This window comes from Actinotignum vesiculae, assembly GCF_051267215.1.
In the GTDB taxonomy this organism is placed as follows: Bacteria; Actinomycetota; Actinomycetes; order Actinomycetales; family Actinomycetaceae; genus Actinotignum; species Actinotignum schaalii.
The window spans coordinates 1-17,511 of the sequence record NZ_JBOZGG010000007.1; the positions used below are offsets into that span (position 1 = coordinate 1).

A 17,511-nucleotide genomic window follows, 5' to 3' on the forward strand; every position below is an offset into this window, starting at 1 on the left:
TGTTTCACGGTAGTCATTCTGGTTTATCTCCTAGGTGGTTTTCACCCTCACACACAAACCATTAGACACTCTCGATGGAGTCTCACGAACCGTTGACAATATCAATCCATACCTCGTGAGCGGAGACAATCAATATGTTTCTAAACGTAGCCATGTACTCTCGAAGCAACTCCCGAAGATGAGTTATGGCTCAAAACCGACCGACGGAGGGAACCTGATTCTCTCCGCTCACGAAGCGGAAGATGTTCTCACGAGACATCCCGAACTGTCCAATGTGGTCAAATTGTTTATCGGCGCAGACGAATTCATAAAAGGAACGGAACGCTTCTGCTTGTGGATTACCGAAGAAAACCATCACGAAGTCGCTAAAATTCCCGAGATAGAGGAGCGCTTAACCAAAGTAGCTCGGATGAGAACCGCAAGTACAAAAATCCCGACCAAAGAATTAGCTTCTATCCCATGGCGATTTGCAGAAGTACGTTACAAACCGACGGATTCCATCACAATACCGAGCCATACTTCAGATCAACGAGATTACATCCCAATCGGCTATCTTGATGCCAATGCGGTAATTTCGAATGCGTCTTTTGCGGTATACGACGCCGAGCCATGGCTGTTCGCACTACTTACATCGAAGATGCACATGGCTTGGGTCCGCGCGGTTGGTGGAAGGCTAGGAACAGGAATTCGATACGGAAATACCTTGGTCTATAACACTTTCCCCGTGCCAGAGTTGTCGGCGTCGTCGAAAGAAGAACTCACGAAACGCGCGCTACGCGTACTCGATGTACGCGAATACCACTGCGAAAAAACACTCGCGGAACTCTACGACCCGGACCTTATGCCACGCAACCTCCGCGAAGCGCACGAAAAAATTGACGAAGCGGTAGATAGACTTTACAAGAGCACCCCGTTCGCATCCGATGAGGAACGCCTCGCGGTGCTGTTCGCGAAGTATCAGCAGATGATCGAAGCAGAAGGGAAATAGCCGTGGCCACCGAAAACGTTGTGGACGTGACCTATGCGCAAACCGGGAAATCGGTTGCCACCGATGAGCTCGGAATGCGGGAAATGCAGGCTCGCGCCTATGAACAGCGCGCCTCCCAGTACCTGCTCATCAAGGCGCCGCCCGCTTCCGGGAAATCGCGCGCGCTCATGTTTATTGCGCTCGATAAGCTCTTCAACCAGGGCCGGCGCAAAGTGATCGTGGCGGTACCCGAACGCTCCATCGGTGCGTCCTTCGCGCCCACCGACCTCACCACCTACGGCTTCTTCGCGGATTGGGACGTCAAAGCCGCGAACAACCTGTGCACACCCGGCAGCAACGAATCGAAAGTCGCCGCATTCCTGCGTTTCCTGGAAGGGCCGGATGCCACGCTCGTCTGCACGCACGCCACCCTGCGTTTCGCCTTTGAACAGGCCAAACCCGAGGATTTCAACGGCTGCGTGATCGCGATTGACGAATTCCATCACGTCTCCGCAGACCTGGACAACAACCGGCTCGGCTCCGTGCTGCACGCCATTATGGAGCAGTCCGACGCGCATATCATCGCCATGACCGGCTCCTACTTCCGCGGGGACTCCGTGCCCGTGCTGGATCCGAAAGACGAAGCGAAATTCACGCCCGTCACCTTCAACTATTACGACCAGCTCAACGGCTACCAGTACCTGAAAACACTCGGCATCGGCCACCACTTCTACCAGGGCCGTTACACCGACGCCATCGCGGAAGTGCTGGACCTCGACAAGAAAACTATTCTGCATATCCCCTCCGTAAACTCCGGGGAATCCACTAAGGACAAGTATGAAGAAGTCGGGAAAATCCTCGACATTATTGGCGAAGTGCTTTCGCCCGAAGAGGTTACGCAGGTAGAGCCGCGTTTCCCTGGAGATGACTGCATGATCTTCGTGCGGCGGCGTGACACCGGTGCTGTGCTGCGAGTCGCGGACCTCGTGGACGATAGTGATGAGAAAGCGCGCGCTAAAACCCTGGTGTATTTGACCGATGTGGCAGCGAAGAATCGTGATGCTGCCGATATCATCATTGCGCTCGGGATGGCGAAAGAAGGTTTCGACTGGCCTTTCGCGGAACACGCCCTCACGGTTGGTTACCGTGCCTCGCATACCGAACTCATCCAGATTATCGGGCGCGTAACCCGCGATAGTCCCGGGAAAAGCCACGCGCAATTCACGAACCTGCTGGCTGAACCGGATGCCACCCAAAACGAAGTGACACTCTCCGTCAATAACGTGCTGAAAGGCATCACCGCGGCGCTGCTCATGGAGCAGGTGCTCGCCCCGAACTACAACTTCCGGGCCAAGCGCAACACCGACGAAACCCCGGATCCCGGCACCCTGGAAGTCAAGGGCCTGGTGGAACCGTCTACCAAGCGCGCCAAGGAGATTATCGCCACCGGTATCGATGATCTGAAGGCCAATATTTTGCAAGATGACCAGGTGGCGCGGGCCGCGGCCGGCGCTGCGGAACCCGAAGTCATTAACAAGGTGCTTATCCCGCGCATCATTCGCCAAACCTACCCGGACATCACCGAGAAAGAAGTCGAGCAAATCCGCCAGCATGTGGTGGTCTCCTCCGTGATCAAATCTGGCGAAGTGCGGACCGTGGGCGACCGGCGTTTCGTGGAAGCGGGGAACAAGTTCGTGGATATTGATGAGATCAACATCGACCTCATCGAATCCATCAACCCCTTCCAGAAGGCCTTCGAAGTGATGTCCAAGCAGGTCTCCAGCCCGGTGCTGCGCATCATCCAAGATGCCATTGCCGCTACCCGCATCACCCTGAAGCCCGAAGAAGCAATGGAAATGTGGCCCGCAATCACCGACTGGGTCAAGGTCAACGGCCGCCGCCCGGACGTGCGCAGCGACGACCCCACCGAGAAACTGTATGCCGAAGGTCTGCTCATCCTGCAACGCGAAAAAGCAAAGCATGATGCTGAGAAAGCGGCAGCTGAAGCGGCCGTTGAAGCTGGGGTTGAAGCTGGGGTGGAGCAGAGCGAACCCGCGGCAGTGCGCAGCAGCGGTAAGCATGCCGAAGATGTGCCGGTGCCGGCACGTTCCGCGAGCGCCGAGGCTTCCCAGGGAGATAAGAACTAATGGCTGATTTCGATTTTGAAGCAGAATTCGCGAAAATCCTCGCCTCGGATACCGAAGGGCTACTTGACGCACCTCCGGCTCCGCGGCGTTTCACCAGCGAAGACCGGCTAGAACGCGCCTTCCTAGAAATCGTGGACTTCCGAGCCAAAGAAGGGCGCGAACCCGATCCGCACACCCGCGCTATCGGGGAACGCAAGCTCGGGGCGCGCCTGGAAGGAATCCGTGCCGATCCTGAAAAGCTTGAGAAGCTCAAGGACCTCGACACTGAATTCGGGCTGCTCACCCGCGACGAAGCCCCGCAGAGCATTGATGATGTTCTGGCATCCGATGAGTTCAACCTCCTGGACGACGGATACGGCATCACCGATGTGTCCCGGCTCCCCGCTACGCCGCCGCGGACTAATGCAGCGCCGGACTACGTGGCTAAACGCGTGAAAGCGAAAGAGTTTGAGAAGTTTGAGCCGCTCTTCAAAGCGAAGCATGCACAGCTATCAGCCGGGATCGTGGAGCAGAAGCCTTATAAGAGCATAGAAACGGGAATCAACGTAATTCGGGACGGGCTGTACTTCGTCCTGAACGGGGTTATGGGATACGTCGAATCTGAAGGAGAAGACGAAAAAACTGTCACCAGTGCCGGCAAAACAATTACCAGGCAACGTCTTCGGGTTATTTTTGAAAACGGAACAGAATCTGATCTCTACCGCCAATCCCTCGCAGGACGAATGGCAGAAGAAGACGGCCGGATCATCACCCAACCCGCCGATGTTGCTTACGATCTTGCCTACGCAGAACCCTCGGCAGATGTTGAGGTGTCTGGTGAAATTACCAGCGAAGCTTCCTCGGACGAAACTCCAACTGGGTGGATCTATGTGCTACGTTCGCTCTCCACAGACCCGCAGATCTCCAGCCTACGCAACCTCCACAAGATTGGATTCTCGCGCGGGCCGGTAGAAAAGCGCATCGCCGGCGCCGAACAATCCTCTACCTACCTCATGGCGCCCGTCGAAATCGTGGACACGTACGTGACTTACGACGTCAATGCCGCGAAGCTGGAGCACCTGCTCCACCAGATCTTCGCGGACGTAAAAGTATCCCTCTCGCAAATCGACAGCGAAGGCAAAAACTACGACCCGAGCGAATGGTTCATCGTCCCGCGCGAAGCCATCGCCACCGCCGTCGACCTCATCCAAAATGGGGAAAACACTCGGTACCGCTATGACAAGGGGAGCGAGAGTTTCGTACCGGTACACCAATAAAGAACAACCGTGGCGGGGCCTGCCCGGTAGTACCCGAACAAGCCCCGCCACATACGGGAGATACGCAACCACTCTTCCGAACAATCCGTGCCGGAGTGTCCAGGAAAGCGGGAATAGCTTAGTTAGCCGCCTTCACCTCCTCTTCCTCCGCGATCTTCAGGTCAGCCTCGAAACGCAGGAACAGCGTGCAGATGAATGCAACGAGGAAACCGACCAAGCAGGAAATAACGAACAAAACGAAGCCGTTACCGAAGAACACCGGTAGCGTGGCAAGCGACGGAATCGCGAAGCCGCCAGCTTGTGCACCCGAAATACCTGCAATAGCGCCACCCACGCCACCGCCAATACACACGGCAATCATGGGAGTCTTCCGCGGAAGATTCACGCCGAACAACGCCGGCTCGGTAATTCCGAACAATGCTGAAATCACCGAAGAAGCACACACCGTGCGTGTCTTTCCGTTCTTCGAGCGCAGCAACACCGCCAAGGCGGCACCAGCCTGCGCGAAAATCGAAGGACCAAACAAAGCCAACACCGTATCGTGCCCCAACGCAGCAACATTATTCATCGACACCAGCATGATGCCCCAGTGCAGACCGAAAATCACCAGAAGCTGGAAACATGCACCCAGAACCAAACCCGCGGCAGCCGGCGAAAGATCGTATAAGAACTCGTACCCAGCCGCCAGGCCGTTACTAATCAGCGTGCCGATAGGCCCGAAAGCCATCAGCGTGACCAGCCCAACCAGAATCACCGAAATGAACGGGGTGAGGAACCCGCGAATCACCTCCGGGAAAATCCTGTCCAGGCCCTTCTCAACAAAGGCCAGCAAGCCGACCGTCATGAGAATCGTGATGACGCTGGAATGGTAGATCGCGCTAAATACCGGGATCCCCAGGAAGTACATCGTTGTGCCGGATTCCAGCGTCTGGTTCAAATCCGGATACAGAAGCACACCCGCGATCACCACGGCCGTATACGGATTAGCCCCGAACTTCTTAGCCGACGTAAATGCCAACAAGACCGGCAAGAAATAGAAAACGGCGTCGCCCATAGCAGCAAGAATCCGGTAGGTATCCGAAGCGTCACTCAACCACCCGGCCGCCACGCAAATAGCTAAAATACCTTTGAGAATCCCCGCGGCAGTCAGCAGATTAATGACGGGCAAGAAAATCGCCGCAACAGCGTCAATGATTTTATCGAAAGTCTTTTTCTCACTCATGGCTGTCCTCCTTTCGGTAGCCCGTGATTAATCAATCTCGCCCCGTGCCCACCGCACCAGGAATTCCCTCAGCTCATCGAAAGCAGGGCTCCGGCCCGCCCGAACATAGAAGCCCGAATTCGCTACCCCGAGAAGCAGCGATTCTTCGCTGGTCAGGCCAAGGGAGCGCCCGGTGAGGAACCCGGAGTTGAAATTATCCCCGCCGCCCGTCGTGAGCGTAGGATCGGCGCAATACGGCCCATCCACAGCCACATCCTCGCGGGCATTGCTGAGAACCGCGCCATCCACCGGATGAATAACAATCTCGCTAATTCCGACCTTTTCCCGCAGGAAACGCGCAAGCTCGTTAAGATTCGCGAAGTCATCCTTCGCTGCCCCGTAGCGGCTAGCCACCTCGTAGGCTTCCTTCTTATTGAGGCCGAGCGTGGTATCGAAGAACTCCTCGTACTTACGGATCGTTGCCATAACGCCGAGGACATCCTCAGTTGTGCGCTTGGTCGGATCAGAAAGATCGAAGAACATCATCCGCCGCTCGCGATTCGTCATCTTGGGAAGAACTTCCTCAGCAATCCCATCCCAGATACTGCCGACGTTAATCAGCAAGGTCCAGTCAGCGAAAGCTACAAGATCCGCACGGTCAAAGACCTCCACCAGGTGCTCAAGCGTCGTCGCCTCAAGAAGATTCTCCCAACTCACCATCTTGAGCGGCTCCAGCTGACTGGAAATCACTTTGCCGTCGGTAAATTCCAGCGCGTCAGAAACCCCGGGATTGGAGAAGGAAATAACCTCCTCAGCCATATTCGCAAAATCCTGGAAAACTGGATTCACTCCGCCCAGACCCAGCGCGCCCATATACGTCACCCGATTACCCAGGGTGGCAAGCGAATTCGCCAGAATCGTTGCCACTCCCCCGAGCTTGGTAGTAACAGGCACCATCTCAATATTCATGCTCAGTCCGGCGGCATCAATAAATTTTTGCCCGTATGCAGTGAGCGTTTCCACGCGCTGGTACTCATCCGGCCCGAGCCGTTTATCAACAACATGGGTAATACGGTCAATGAAACCGTCGTATCCAACTGGAATATTGGCATGAGGCGTCTTTGCCTCTAATTTCTTTGCCAGATCAATGATCGCTTCGTTGCTCATCATCTCACCTTTCTTGTGTTATAAATTTTCTCCGCGGCTGTGGATCACATCGCGGTACCAGAAAAAACTCTTCTTCCGAGTCCGTTTCCCGCTCCCGTGGCCTGCGTCGTCGAAATCCACGTGAACAAAGCCGTACCGTTTACTCATCTGCCCCGTTGATTCAGCAATAAGATCAATGCACCCCCACGTCATATACCCGCGCAGGTCCACACCATCGGCAAGCGCTTCTTTGAGTTGCTCGATATGTGCGCGCAGGTATTCGATGCGGTAGTCATCCTCGATACGCCCGTCTTCTGTCACAACGTCGACGGCGCCGAGCCCATTTTCAACGATGTACATCGGAAGTTGGTAGCGATCCCAGACCAGGTTGCAGGCAATCCGGATCCCAATCGGATCCACGAGCCAGCCCCACTCGCTTTTCTTGAGATACGGGTTGGGAACGCCAGCAAGATTATTACCCTCAACCCCGCCATGCCCTTCGGCGCTGATGCAGCTCGAGGAATAATAAGAGAAACCAATAAAATCAACAGTTCCCGCATGCAGCAGCTCGGCGTCCTCGGGCTCCATCGTGATGGAAATACCCTCCTCGGCCATATGGCGTTTCATATAACCGGGGTACTCCCCACGCACGGCCACGTCCGAGCAGAACCAGCACTCGCGCTGGAGAGACTGGAGATTCGCGAGATTATCTTCCGGTGAGCAAGTCAGGGGATAGCTCGCCGGGCCGGCAAGCATGCACCCCACGTGGTTGTCCGGGTCGATCTTCCGCGCCAGCTTCACCACTTTCGCGTTCGCGATGAAAATATGGTGCATAGCCTGGTATCGAGCCTGGAGGCGCTCGGGAGAATTCGTTTCCCGCGGGAACGGCCCTTCCGGCGGCAGGATGCCAGCTGATGTCGCCTCACCAAAAGCGGTCAGGGTCAGATTCACCTCGACGAATGGAATCCAGTACCGTACCTTCCCACGAAACTCACGCATGATTGTCTCGCAGAACTTCAGATAAAAATCGATGGTTTTCCGGTTCGACCAGCCTCCGTATTTTTGCGCTAAATACAGCGGCGGTTCGTACTGCGTGATCGTGACCATCGGGGTCATTCCACGCGCAATACATTCGTCAATCAGCGCGCGGTAGAAATCTAAACCTGCCTGATTGGGAGTTTCTTCATCACCCCGGGGGAAGATACGCGTCCAGCTGATGGAGAAACGGTAAACGTTAAATCCCATCTCGGCCAGGAGGGCAGTATCTTCACGCCAGTGGTGGTAGTGATCCGCCGCAACATGGCTCGGATAATGCTTGTGCGGATCAAGCGAGAGGGAAAACTCCCGCTTCGTTGTTCTACTTCCTACACTCAGATGATCCCCGATCGAGGGGCCACGCCCGTCCTCATTCCAGGCGCCTTCGCACTGGCTGGCGGACGTGGCCCCTCCCCATAGGAAATCTTCAGGGAAACGAGTGGTACTTACATGAGTCACTTTTCTTCCCTTGTCGAGCTGTCATATCTATTTACCCGCCGGCGGGTTAATACCAAGAACAACCGGCGTGGAGCGATAACCAACGCCCATACGGTCAATGCCAAGATCAATAAGTTCGAGGAAATGCTCGCGAGTGCGAATGCATCCGGCTCCCTTGACGGCGATCTTTCCCTCAGCAGCCTCGATCATGGTTTTCACGACTTCCACCGTCGCACCCTTGTTTTCAGCGCCGGTGAAGAACCCGGTGGAGGTCTTGATGAAGTCTGCGCCGGCGCGGATTGCTGCCTTCGTTCCCTCCGCAACCTGCTCCAAGTTCAGAGAGTCCGTTTCGATAATGACCTTGACCTTGGTATTCCACTTATGGGCCGCGGCGACGACAGGTTCAAGATCCTTGACAACGTCATCGAGACGGCCGGTGCGCAGCCAGCCGTAGTTGGCAACAATATCCAGATCCTCGATATCCCACTTCGAGCAGTAGTGCTCGGTGAGCATTTCCTTTGCCTCGGTTGTGGCGAGCCCGAAGGGGAAGTCTGCCACCACGCACAGACCGGTATCGGTTCCCTCGACCATGGGAGCCACAATCGGAAGGGATGCCGGGTTGATGCAGATCGTCTTGCACCCGAAATCGATGCCTTCCTGGGTGTATTTGCGAATATCATCATCGGTGAATTCGGGTTTGAGCACGGACTGATCGACGTAGCGTGCCAATTCAGCCTGGGTCATATCTGCGGCTTTGCGTGCGGGAATCATTATTTTCCTTTCAGTAGTAACAGGTATTGAACTGCATTGTTCTATACGTACCGTACTTTTATGTTTTAAAATAGCCCCGAAAACATCGCCTGTCTACGAAATTCGCGGTAATGTTAGCTTTGTACCGTACAAAGCTAGGAGACCGTTGGATACCCTCACTGCCATCGCCAGCCAGCCGCTGAATACCGAATCCGATCACCCGCTGTACCGGCAATTACAGGAACGGATCGTGCAGCTGATCGCCACCGGGTTTCTCACCGAGGGAACCGCGTTGCCGACCGAGCAATCCCTATGCGAGTCCTTTGGCCTTTCGCGAGCCACGGTACGTAAATGCTTCGAAGGTTTAGTGAAATCGGGGCGCGTGATCCGCAAACGTGGTAAGGGGACGTTCGTATCCAAGGGCAACGATAGGCCCGGCTTAGATACCGCCCTCAATTTTTCCGCTGAGATGGCTGGTTTCGGTAAGGCGCCGTCGTCCCACGTGGTGAGTTTCCAGCAAGTGGAAGCACCTGACTGGGTCAGCGAGCTGCTCGAATTGCAGGAGAGCAACGCGGTTTGGCAAATCGAACGAGTGCGCCTGGCCGACGATATGCCGCTGCTCCTCACCACCGCTTATATTCCGGTGGAGCTCTGCCCGGAATTGAGTGAAGAGGAGCTCGAGCATTCGCTTTATTCCGCGATTGCGCGCCACTCTGGAACGCTTCCGGAACGTGCGGACGAGGTGTATGAGGCGACGACGCTGAACGCCGTCCAAGCCAAGCAACTTCAGGTGCCCGCTGGTTCCCCGGCCTTAAGGATTCTCCGCCATTCCATCGATTCGCAGGGGCGGGTATTCGAACTTTCGGTCATTATCGCGCGTGCTGATCGCTATAAGCTCGCGGTGACAACCACAAGCCGGGGCGCTCGCCTGCGGAAAAATATCACGTGAGAACAGTGCGGATTATTGTCGCGACAGCAACGGAACTTAACATAACCAAGAGCCCTATCACCCCGCGGAGAATAAAGAGGGGCGACGCTTGCGCGCCGCCCCTCAACGGCCGGATCAAACAACCCGCTCACCTCAGGTTGAGTGATACACATGCCGTGGTGTGCACGCCAATATGGCGACACAGGTCCGTTAATGTAACAACGAGTGAGTACTTGTATAAGTCTAAACGCATGCGCAACAATGCTTGCGGTTTTGAGACACCCGCAGTCGTGCCATTACTCACATTCAACGGCAATTCAACGATATTCCGGCCGTGCGCCCATGCCTACATGCCCCGTGGGCTTCGTTTTCAGTGCGCCATACCGGAACTGAAATAAGCAATGCTACTTCCGCTCAGGAAATAACCGCTCACGCACCCTCGCGCTCACGTCCCTTCACCCTCGCGTTCGCGCTGCTGAGGCGCTCGCAAATCCAGGAAATGCGGGCCGCGTGCATCCAGCTCCTCCATATAGGCCGCACCCCATTGCATCCACGGGTCCTTGGAAAGATGGTCATTGGTGAAACGCAGATCGTCGGAAACTTCGGTGGCGCAAAAATCCGGAATTTTCAGGTCCACCACCGGCGCGCGCCGCTCCACTTCCGCGATAATCAACCCCGCGTTTTGCCCGCCAAAAGCATCGAATTCCCAGCCGTCCTCATCAATCCACAGGGAGAAACGATTTTTGAGGACCAGATCCACCGAGCGCCGCAGAATCTGCACGGCCACATCGGTATCAATTTCCATTTCCTTCTCGTAGCGTTCCGCACTCACCACCGGCGATTTCACCGCCACCGAGGCGCTCGCCGGGCATCCCGCCCCCAGCATCCGCGCGAGCGCACGGCGTTCGTAACCACCGCGGAAGTCGGCGGCGTCGTCGAACTCATCAAAAGGTACGAAAGCATCGGGGAAACGTACCCGCACCCGCACCGCGTAGCCGTCCTGCGCGAAAGTGTAAGCCTGGATGATGACCTGGGTGGAGGCGTGCTCGGCGACGTCGTCGGGGAGTTCGCGCACCAGGAATTTGCGTTCGAATTCGAAATCGGCGTCCGCGTCGACGCCAGGGCCGTGGCCGGGTTCCATCATGCTTCCATCGTAGACGTGCGCACCCACGTGGTGAAACAGCCACGCCATCGCGCCCGCATCCCGGCACAATAGGAGGATGACTGAATTACCTTCACCCGAGCTCATCGCCGCAGCCGCCCGCACCCTCGCGGGCACGGTGCGCCGCACCCCGCTGCAGCTATCCGAGCGCCTCAGCGCCGCCCTCGGCCGGCCCGTTTACCTCAAACGCGAGGATACGCAGGTCGGGCGCAGCTATAAAGTCCGCGGGGCATACAACGCGATTCACGCGCTCGGGGAGAAGGAACGCGCCGCCGGGGTGGTGTGCGCATCGGCCGGCAATCACGCGCAGGGCGTGGCTTACGCCTGCAATCACCTGCGGATTCACGGCAAGATTTTCCTGCCCGCCACCACGCCGCGCCAGAAACGCGAACGGATCCGCGATATTGGGGGCGCGTGGGTGGAACAGATTATTGGCGGGCCTACGTTCGACGCCGCAGCCGGCGCCGCCCTAGCGTACGCCTCTGAGCACGGTGCGACCTTCGTGCATCCTTTCGACGCCGCCCCGATTATCGCCGGGCAGGGCACCGTGATCGCCGAAGCTTTCGAACAGTGCGTGGAGCAAAGCGGGCTGGAGCCCGAGGCGGTGCTGGTGCCGGTGGGCGGCGGCGGGCTGCTGGCCGGCACCGCGATCTGGGTGAAAAATACGCATCCGCACACCCGGGTGATCGGGGTGGAGCCCACCGGCGCTGCGTCTATGCAGGCCGCGCTGGCCGCGGGCGGGCCGGTCACGCTCGATTCCGTCGATAATTTCGCGGATGGCACCGCGGTGGCGCGCGTGGGGGACCTCACCTACGCCGCAGCGCGCGACCTGGTGGACGGCTTTATCACCGTGCCCGAAGGCGCGCTGTGTACCGAAATGCTCAACCTCTACCAGGTGGATGGGATTATTGCCGAGCCGTCCGGCGCGCTCGCCCCGGCCGCGGTGGGGCGCCTGAACACCCTGGTCGAAACCCGCGTTAGTGGGAACGACGACGCCGCTCTCTCCGACAGCAGCGCCGATCCCGCCACCACTCCGCGCCCGCTCATCGCGGTGATTTCGGGTGGGAATAATGACGTCTCCCGCTACGCCGACATTCTGGAACGGTCCATGGTCTACGAGGGACTGCGCCACTACTTCCTGGTGACCTTCGCCCAGAAACCCGGGGCCCTCAAGGAATTCCTCGACCGCGTGCTCGTGGCCGACGAAGATATCGTGTACTTCGAATACACGAAGAAAACCAACCGCGAAACCGGCCCGGCACTGGTGGGCATCGATATTCAACACCCGGAAAACCTGGCTGACCTGCTGGATCGCATGGATCGCTCCGGGATTGATATTCACAAGGTCGAACCCGGCTCGCCCGAATTCCGCTTCTTTATCTAGGGCTTGGCACGTGACCACCGCGCCCGCGTTGCCAGACGGCGCGTGGCCGGCGCTGCGCCGTCGTACTTAAAAGCCCCGTGCAAGAAGCGGGTACAATACCGGCCAGACGCCACCCTCCGCGAAAGGACCCCCATGGCATTCCGTAGCGCCGCCGCGCGCATTTTCCGCGCCTGCTCCCGTTGGACCTTTGTGCACGAACCCATCGCGCCAAAAACGATCGTCATCGGCGCCCCGCATTCCTCTAACTGGGATGGTATTTACGACATTGTCGCGTTTTGGAGCTACGGGCGCTCCATGAAATTCCTGGTCAAAAATTCGCTGGTGCAGACCCCGGTGCTGGGGAAGATTGTGCGCGCCGTCGGCGGAATCTCGGTGGACCGCAACCACCCCAGCGGAATCGTGGGGTCGCTGCTGGACCAGGCCGAACGCAGCGAGGAATTCTGCGTGGCGCTCGCCCCGGAAGGCACCCGGAAGGACGTTCAGTACTGGAAATCCGGGTTTTACCGCATGGGCCTGGCCGGACGCCTGCCCATCACCCTCGGCTTTATTGATTCGCGCACCAAAACTTACGGGTGGTGGAAGCACCTCTACCTTTCCGGCGATGTAGAGGCGGATATGGATATTCTGCGCGAGTTTTACCGCGATTTTGTGGGGAAGAATGGCGTCAAGCGTTCGGTGCCGCGTTTGCGCGCTGAGGACGACGCCGCCGCCCGCGCCCACCTCCTCGACGGCATCGACCTGGAAGAAGCGCGTGCTTTTGCGATTCGCATGAATCGGGAAACCGGCGGGGTGGGGATTACCGAGTAGCGGCCGGCCGCGCGAGCGGGCCACGCGCCCGGGCTACCGCTTTAACGCGCCCCGGGCCACCCGCGCTACCGCCTACCGCTCCCGGTGCACCGCCTCAAGCAGCGCGTTAATCACGGTGTGCGGATCACGGCCCAATGCATCGTGCTGGTAATCGTCGCTGACCAGCGCGGTCAGGCCACGGATGCGCCCGGCGGTTTCCAGGGAAAGATCGGCCGGCACGTACATATCCTCGCGGAAAATCCACGCGGCCACGGGAACCTGGTTGCCGCCCAGCACATCCGGACGATACAGATCGTGCCAGGAGATGCGGAAGGCCAGCTCATTGGCGGCCCCGCGCAGCGGGAGCAGCGCCGGGTCCTGCTCGAATTGCCAGGGGAAAACACTCTCCCCGGAGAAGCGGAAGCCCAGCCCCTCCTTGCGCAGATCAGTTTCACCGACCCCGCCCATCGCGAGCGCGGGGATAGCAAATTCGGGGAATTCCCCGCGGACCCGGTGCGCGGCCCAGGCCAGCGGGCCGGTGCCCGATTGTGCATAAATGGCTTCCTGGAGCGCGAAATAGAGCGGGGCGCGCGCGGCGGACACCGCTTCGCCCACCCGCTGGAGGAAAGCGGGGCGCAGCCGGCGTTGCCCGCGGAAGGACCAGACCGGGTCTTCGAGCAGGTAGTGGAGCTGCTCGAAGCCGTAGGTGAAGCCGAGGCGCTGGCCGAGCTGGCGGAATCGCGCCGGGGTGAGGCGCTCCCCGGTGGGCAGGATTTCTTCCACGTCCGCCAGGTGGGTGGCGATATACCAGGCGGTGTCCTCATCATTCGGGTAGCGCTCGAAGTAGGCGCGGTGCCGGGCGGCCAGGCGCGGGAAAGTCTGCCGGTATACGGCTTGCGGGCCGCTATCCAAACTGGGCAGCCCGCCGGTGATCATGACTTCGCGCAGCCCCGCGGGCGCGTAGGAAAGATAGGATACCGCGGCGAAACCCCCGAAACTTTGCCCCAGCACGCTCCACGGTTCATCGCCTTGGAGGTGGCGGCGCAGGTGTTCGGCGTCGTTCACAATAGAATCCTGGCGGAAACAGGAGAGCAACGCGGCCTGAGCGGCGGGGCTGCCGGCCGCGGTAATGGTGAGGGAATCGAGCGGATACGAATTGCCGGTGCCGCGTTCGTCGAGCAGAACGAGGCGATAGTGGTTGAGCAGCAGATCCTGCCAGCCGCTCAGTCCCGCCGGGCGCGGTGCCGCGTGGCCCGGCCCGCCTTCCAGATACACCAGCCGCGGCGCATCCTCACGGCCAGCCCGCACAATTTCCCGCGCAAACACCGTGATGGTAGCGGGAACGTGGGCGATAGTATCGTCCGGGGCCAGCTGAGTGAACGCACCAAAGTAATCAAGGGGCACCTGGATGCGGTGCTCGATGAATGTATAACCCTGAAAACGATAGGTAACCGCGCTCATACCGTGAAGATTACCCGAGCGAGGGCCCGTTCTCGCCGGCTGTACGGTAGCTCTCATTTCTGCGGGGCCGCGAGCGCACCGGCGCGGATTTGGTTACAGCCAAAAATGCCATCGATTCGCTCTGAGCTGTGAGTAAGCCATCCGGCGCCGGGCGGGTGATTCGGGGCTTCCCAGTAGCTATAACAGCTACTCTCACATCTACTCTAAAGTACTCTAACATCCGGCGTGATAGTAGAAATCCGCGCCATAGCAACGTTTTCTCGGGGTACGCCGGAGCTACTCTAAAGCTACTCTAACAATGTTAGAGTAGCCGGCCGGGTGCCAGAGTGCAGCTGCGCCGTCGTACCTTCTGCAAGAATAGAGCCATGGCAACAATCCCGCTTCTTCCCCTCAATTCCGGCCACTGGATTCCGCAACTGGGCATCGGCACCTACCGCATGGACGATGCCACCGCGCGCCGGTCCGTGCGCGAGGCGCTCGCTATGGGCTACCGGCATATCGACACCGCGCAAATGTACGGCAACGAAGCCGCGGTGGGCCAGGCAATCGCGGAATCCGGCGTGGATCGCGAGGAGATTTTCCTCGTCACGAAACTCGATAATCCCAACCACGCCCCGCGTGCCGTGCGGGAAACCTTCGCGCGCTCGCTCGCGGACCTGGGCACCGATTACGTTGATCTTTTCCTCATTCACTGGCCCATGCTCAGCGGCGATTACGTGGAGGCGTACCAGGTCATGGAGGAATTCGTGGCCGACGGGCGCGCCCGCGCAATTGGCGTGTCCAATTTCGAGCGTCACCACCTCGAGGCCTTGCGTTTCGCCGCGCAGATCCAGCCCGCGGTCAATCAAATCGAAGCGCACCCCTATTTCCAGAACGCCGAGGTCACGCAGTACTGCACCGACGCTGGGATTCGCGTGGAAGCGTGGGCGCCGCTGGCGCGCGGCGCTGTGAACGACGACGCCGTGCTTGCCGAGCTGGCGGCCGCTAAGGGATGCACCGTTGCCCAACTGGTATTGCTCTGGCACCTCTCGCGCGGGAGGATCGTCTTCCCCGGGGCATCCTCCACCGCGCACCTGGCTGAAAACCTGGCCTGCCTCGATTTCACTCTTCTCAAAGAAGAAGCCGAGGAGATCGACAATATGGATCGTTTCGAAGCCGGGCGCACCGGGCGCCACCCCGATACCTTCCGACGCAACGGAGAATAGCGGCTGAGCTGGGCTGTACCGGGATGGACTGTACCGGGATGGTCTGTACCGTGCGGCTCTGAACCGTGCGGCAGCCCGGACGCGCGCACTGAGCTGGGCTAATGCCGGGGCTTTGGTGTCCAGCGCATAAAACGTCCAAAAAATATGTCGTAGCCCTTCGCTAGCATAGAAGTGGTGAAAGGCAGGTCACGCCCCGGTGGATCGGGGCGCAATATCAGGTGAACGTCACCGTGCCAGGAACCCGTAAGGAAAAGGAGCGGAATGTATTTTGCATACACCATCGCCGGGTCTGAAGCTACCGGCGGTGCTGGATTCCAAGTTGATTTGAAAACCTTCCAGCAGCTCGGGGTGTACGGCATGGGCACGCTCACATGTATCGTGTCCTTCGACCCGAAGAATAACTGGAACCATCGCTTCGTGCCCGTCCCTCCGGAAGTGATTAGCGCCCAGATGGAAGCCGCGCTGCGCTCCCAGAATATTCGCACCGCGAAGGTCGGCATGCTCGGCCACCCGGATACTATTGAGGCGGTGCGCGCCGGGCTCGCTTCCCAGGAATGGGACAATGTGGTGGTGGATCCGGTTCTTATCTGCAAGGGTCAGGAACCCGGCCAGGCGCTGGATACCGATAATGCGCTGCGCACTAAGATCCTTCCCTTCGCCACCGTCACCACCCCGAATAATTTTGAGGCCCGCACCCTTTCCGGCCTGGATAAGCTGGAAACCGAGGAGGACCTCATCGAAGCCGCCAAGCGCATCGGTGAGCTCGGCCCGAAGAACGTGGTGGTCAAGGGCGGAATTGATTTCCCCGGCCCGGATGCCGTGGATGTGCTCTGGGATGGCGAAAAGGCCACTGTGTACCGCGCCCCGAAGATCGGTGAAGAACGCGTCTCGGGGGCCGGCTGCACCCTGGCCGCCGCCATCACCGCGGAACTGGCCAAGGGCGTGGAGATCCACGAAGCCGTGCAGCGCGCTAAGGATATGGTGACCGCTGGTATTAAGGCCCGCGTGGAAGCCAATACCCCCTTCGCCACCGTGTGGCAGGGCGCTTACCGGGATCAGGACTAGGCCATGCCCGGCATTGATCCGGCCGTCCCGGTCATTATTGTGCTGGGCGGCCGGATCGTGCACACCCGCCTGGGTTACCTGCCCAGCGGGAGTTTGAAGCGCCGCCTCGCGCGGGCCCTGGCCGAATACCGCTACGCGCGCTCGCGCGGAGCACGCCCCGCCCTCATCTGCTCGGGCGGGCGGGCCTCACCCGGCGTGCCCAGTGAAGCCCAAGTTATGGCCGCCTGGCTCGCCGCCCGCGGGGTTCCGCGCAGTGCTCTTATCGCGGAAAGTCACTCGCGCACCACAGAAGAAAATATGGGAGATTGCGCCGCGCTGCTCCGCGGGCGGGACCCGGTTCCCGGCCTGCTCCCGGATGGCACCATCGCCGCGGTTATCGTGACCTCCTGGCAGCACGTGCCGCGGGCCCGGTACTTCGCGGTGAAATTCGGGTTCACCCCGGTTATGCGCGGGGCCAGCCTCGCGCCGGCCACCACCCCGAAAGCCCTCATCTGGGAATTGGGCGCGGTGGGGATTTACCTGGCACGGGTCGTGGCGCGCCGGGTGCGTAAGCGGCGTCGTCGTAACACTTAAGTACGGA

Annotated in this window: 15 protein-coding genes; 9 read left to right on the forward strand and 6 right to left on the reverse strand. The window is 59.0% G+C overall.

The features are described 5' to 3' along the window. Positions 1-115 precede the first annotated feature (115 nt). Genes ACRQHG_RS04915 through ACRQHG_RS04925 form a run of 3 tightly spaced genes read left to right on the forward strand, consistent with a single transcriptional unit; the run spans position 116 to position 4,370 of the window. Complete coding sequence (locus ACRQHG_RS04915) at positions 116-988, forward strand: type IIL restriction-modification enzyme MmeI (RefSeq protein WP_435719624.1); 873 nt, start codon at positions 116-118, stop codon at positions 986-988. A 2-nt stretch (positions 989-990) separates the two neighbouring features. Next, positions 991-3,114 carry a DEAD/DEAH box helicase gene (locus tag ACRQHG_RS04920; RefSeq protein WP_435719625.1) on the forward strand — a complete coding sequence of 708 codons (2,124 nt, stop codon included), beginning with the start codon at positions 991-993 and terminating at the stop codon, positions 3,112-3,114. After that, positions 3,114-4,370, forward strand: coding sequence for a GIY-YIG nuclease family protein (locus ACRQHG_RS04925; protein ID WP_435719627.1), 1,257 nt, complete (start codon positions 3,114-3,116; stop codon positions 4,368-4,370). Before ACRQHG_RS04920 ends, ACRQHG_RS04925 begins: the two co-directional genes overlap by 1 nt. Positions 4,371-4,488: 118 nt before the next feature. Here the strand turns inward: ACRQHG_RS04925 and ACRQHG_RS04930 are convergent, their stop codons facing one another. The 4 genes from ACRQHG_RS04930 to deoC are packed head-to-tail and all read right to left on the reverse strand — an operon-like array spanning position 4,489 to position 8,961. Continuing rightward, positions 4,489-5,592 carry a PTS transporter subunit EIIC gene (locus ACRQHG_RS04930; protein WP_284889923.1) on the reverse strand — a complete coding sequence of 368 codons (1,104 nt, stop codon included), beginning with the start codon at positions 5,590-5,592 and terminating at the stop codon, positions 4,489-4,491. A gap of 27 nt (positions 5,593-5,619) precedes the next feature. Further along, the gene (locus ACRQHG_RS04935) at positions 5,620-6,741 is read right to left on the reverse strand and encodes a PfkB family carbohydrate kinase (RefSeq protein WP_435719628.1); all 1,122 of its coding nucleotides are present in this window, start codon (positions 6,739-6,741) and stop codon (positions 5,620-5,622) included. Positions 6,742-6,756: 15 nt separating this feature from the next. Continuing rightward, entirely contained in the window at positions 6,757-8,211 is a 1,455-nt protein-coding gene (locus ACRQHG_RS04940) for a glycoside hydrolase family 1 protein (RefSeq protein WP_435719629.1), read from the reverse strand. 27 nt (positions 8,212-8,238) lie between these two features. Continuing rightward, entirely contained in the window at positions 8,239-8,961 is a 723-nt protein-coding gene (gene deoC / locus ACRQHG_RS04945) for a deoxyribose-phosphate aldolase (protein ID WP_435719631.1), read from the reverse strand. A 145-nt stretch (positions 8,962-9,106) separates the two neighbouring features. On the opposite strand from deoC, the gene ACRQHG_RS04950 reads away from it, so the two are divergent. After that, the gene (locus tag ACRQHG_RS04950) at positions 9,107-9,889 is read left to right on the forward strand and encodes a GntR family transcriptional regulator (RefSeq protein WP_435719632.1); all 783 of its coding nucleotides are present in this window, start codon (positions 9,107-9,109) and stop codon (positions 9,887-9,889) included. Between the two features lie 424 nt (positions 9,890-10,313). Here ACRQHG_RS04950 and ACRQHG_RS04955 read toward each other — a convergent pair whose 3' ends face one another. Next, positions 10,314-11,012 (reverse strand): CYTH domain-containing protein, encoded by a 699-nt coding sequence (locus tag ACRQHG_RS04955; RefSeq protein WP_435719633.1) that lies wholly within the window; start codon positions 11,010-11,012, stop codon positions 10,314-10,316. A 76-nt stretch (positions 11,013-11,088) separates the two neighbouring features. On the opposite strand from ACRQHG_RS04955, the gene ilvA reads away from it, so the two are divergent. Together ilvA and ACRQHG_RS04965 are read left to right on the forward strand one after the other, a co-directional pair. Beyond that, on the forward strand, positions 11,089-12,414 hold the full coding sequence (gene ilvA / locus ACRQHG_RS04960) for a threonine ammonia-lyase IlvA (RefSeq protein ID WP_435719634.1): 1,326 nt from the start codon (positions 11,089-11,091) through the stop codon (positions 12,412-12,414). Positions 12,415-12,546: 132 nt separating this feature from the next. Next, on the forward strand, positions 12,547-13,221 hold the full coding sequence (locus ACRQHG_RS04965; RefSeq protein WP_435719636.1) for a 1-acyl-sn-glycerol-3-phosphate acyltransferase: 675 nt from the start codon (positions 12,547-12,549) through the stop codon (positions 13,219-13,221). Between the two features lie 72 nt (positions 13,222-13,293). Here the strand turns inward: ACRQHG_RS04965 and ACRQHG_RS04970 are convergent, their stop codons facing one another. Next, positions 13,294-14,661, reverse strand: coding sequence for an alpha/beta fold hydrolase (locus ACRQHG_RS04970; protein WP_435719637.1), 1,368 nt, complete (start codon positions 14,659-14,661; stop codon positions 13,294-13,296). Between the two features lie 365 nt (positions 14,662-15,026). Here ACRQHG_RS04970 and ACRQHG_RS04975 point away from each other — a divergent pair, with 365 nt between their 5' ends. From ACRQHG_RS04975 to ACRQHG_RS04985, 3 genes are all read left to right on the forward strand, one after another. Then, on the forward strand, positions 15,027-15,866 hold the full coding sequence (locus ACRQHG_RS04975) for an aldo/keto reductase (protein ID WP_435719638.1): 840 nt from the start codon (positions 15,027-15,029) through the stop codon (positions 15,864-15,866). A gap of 261 nt (positions 15,867-16,127) precedes the next feature. Further along, on the forward strand, positions 16,128-16,931 hold the full coding sequence (thiD, locus tag ACRQHG_RS04980; protein ID WP_435719639.1) for a bifunctional hydroxymethylpyrimidine kinase/phosphomethylpyrimidine kinase: 804 nt from the start codon (positions 16,128-16,130) through the stop codon (positions 16,929-16,931). Between the two features lie 3 nt (positions 16,932-16,934). Beyond that, complete coding sequence (locus ACRQHG_RS04985; protein ID WP_026428890.1) at positions 16,935-17,504, forward strand: YdcF family protein; 570 nt, start codon at positions 16,935-16,937, stop codon at positions 17,502-17,504. The last annotated feature ends 7 nt before the right edge of the window (positions 17,505-17,511 follow it).

Excerpts from the sequence above, each read along its gene's own strand:
- ACRQHG_RS04925 (WP_435719627.1), top strand. The coding sequence starts at position 3,114 with ATGGCTGATTTCGATTTTGAAGCAGAATTCGCGAAAATCCTCGCCTCG.
- ACRQHG_RS04930 (WP_284889923.1), bottom strand. The coding sequence starts at position 5,592 with ATGAGTGAGAAAAAGACTTTCGATAAAATCATTGACGCTGTTGCGGCG.
- ACRQHG_RS04935 (WP_435719628.1), bottom strand. The coding sequence starts at position 6,741 with ATGATGAGCAACGAAGCGATCATTGATCTGGCAAAGAAATTAGAGGCA.
- deoC (WP_435719631.1), bottom strand. The coding sequence starts at position 8,961 with ATGATTCCCGCACGCAAAGCCGCAGATATGACCCAGGCTGAATTGGCA.
- ACRQHG_RS04955 (WP_435719633.1), bottom strand. The coding sequence starts at position 11,012 with ATGATGGAACCCGGCCACGGCCCTGGCGTCGACGCGGACGCCGATTTC.
- ilvA (WP_435719634.1), top strand. The coding sequence starts at position 11,089 with ATGACTGAATTACCTTCACCCGAGCTCATCGCCGCAGCCGCCCGCACC.
- ACRQHG_RS04965 (WP_435719636.1), top strand. The coding sequence starts at position 12,547 with ATGGCATTCCGTAGCGCCGCCGCGCGCATTTTCCGCGCCTGCTCCCGT.
- ACRQHG_RS04970 (WP_435719637.1), bottom strand. The coding sequence starts at position 14,661 with ATGAGCGCGGTTACCTATCGTTTTCAGGGTTATACATTCATCGAGCAC.
- ACRQHG_RS04975 (WP_435719638.1), top strand. The coding sequence starts at position 15,027 with ATGGCAACAATCCCGCTTCTTCCCCTCAATTCCGGCCACTGGATTCCG.
- thiD (WP_435719639.1), top strand. The coding sequence starts at position 16,128 with ATGTATTTTGCATACACCATCGCCGGGTCTGAAGCTACCGGCGGTGCT.
- ACRQHG_RS04985 (WP_026428890.1), top strand. The coding sequence starts at position 16,935 with ATGCCCGGCATTGATCCGGCCGTCCCGGTCATTATTGTGCTGGGCGGC.